Consider the following 661-nt stretch of genomic DNA (forward strand, 5'->3'; position numbering starts at 1 on the left):
CGTGATTGATTTTTTTCAACCCGTTTTTGAGCGGATTGCCCACTGGGTCAGTATTTCAGACAGACGTCGCGTGTTGTCCGGGTTCAGGCTACCCACATTAACTACCTCTAATAGGTTAACCTTTCAGGATAATCTACTTTATAGCATATGTTTCTATCGTAATAAAATATGATAAACCTTCTATTTTTAATTCTGGACGGTCACCTGTTACTTCTGCTTTTAACCTATAATGGCCAAAGCCAAATAAATCATGATTTAATGAGGTTAAAAGCAGCGTTTTAGCTGGCGTTACTTTATCAATTAAATGATTCTTTTTAAAAATAAGTGTTTCTGTTAAATTATCATTTATTCTATAGATTTCGAAGGTTAAGAGCGAGGTATCATGAAGATTATTGACAGGACCCTCTTTTGAGAAAATCTCGGTAGGAAAGAAATTAATATTCGCCTCTTCGCTTTTTTTTATATTTAAAACAATGTGTGTAGATGGTGGTGAAACAGGGAAGAGATAAAGCAATTTTGACGTAGGTAATGGTGTCAGCCAAAAAGTAAAATCAACAGTCGCGCCTTTTTTATAAAGTTCCACAGGGGTACTAACGGAGCGTCCTTGGGTTATTTTAGGTGTCAGAAAAAAGTAGGGGTCGTCGGCGGGGGGCTTCATCCA

General features: G+C 37.2%; 1 protein-coding gene. It reads right to left on the minus strand.

From position 1 onward, the window contains the following. Positions 1–133: 133 nt before the first annotated feature. The coding region (locus tag GJV78_RS23215; RefSeq protein ID WP_209439288.1) for a hypothetical protein at positions 134–661 on the minus strand (528 nt) is incomplete at its 5' end.

It is taken from the genome of Intestinirhabdus alba, from assembly GCF_009711095.1.
GTDB classification, from domain to species: domain Bacteria; phylum Pseudomonadota; class Gammaproteobacteria; order Enterobacterales; family Enterobacteriaceae; genus Intestinirhabdus; species Intestinirhabdus alba.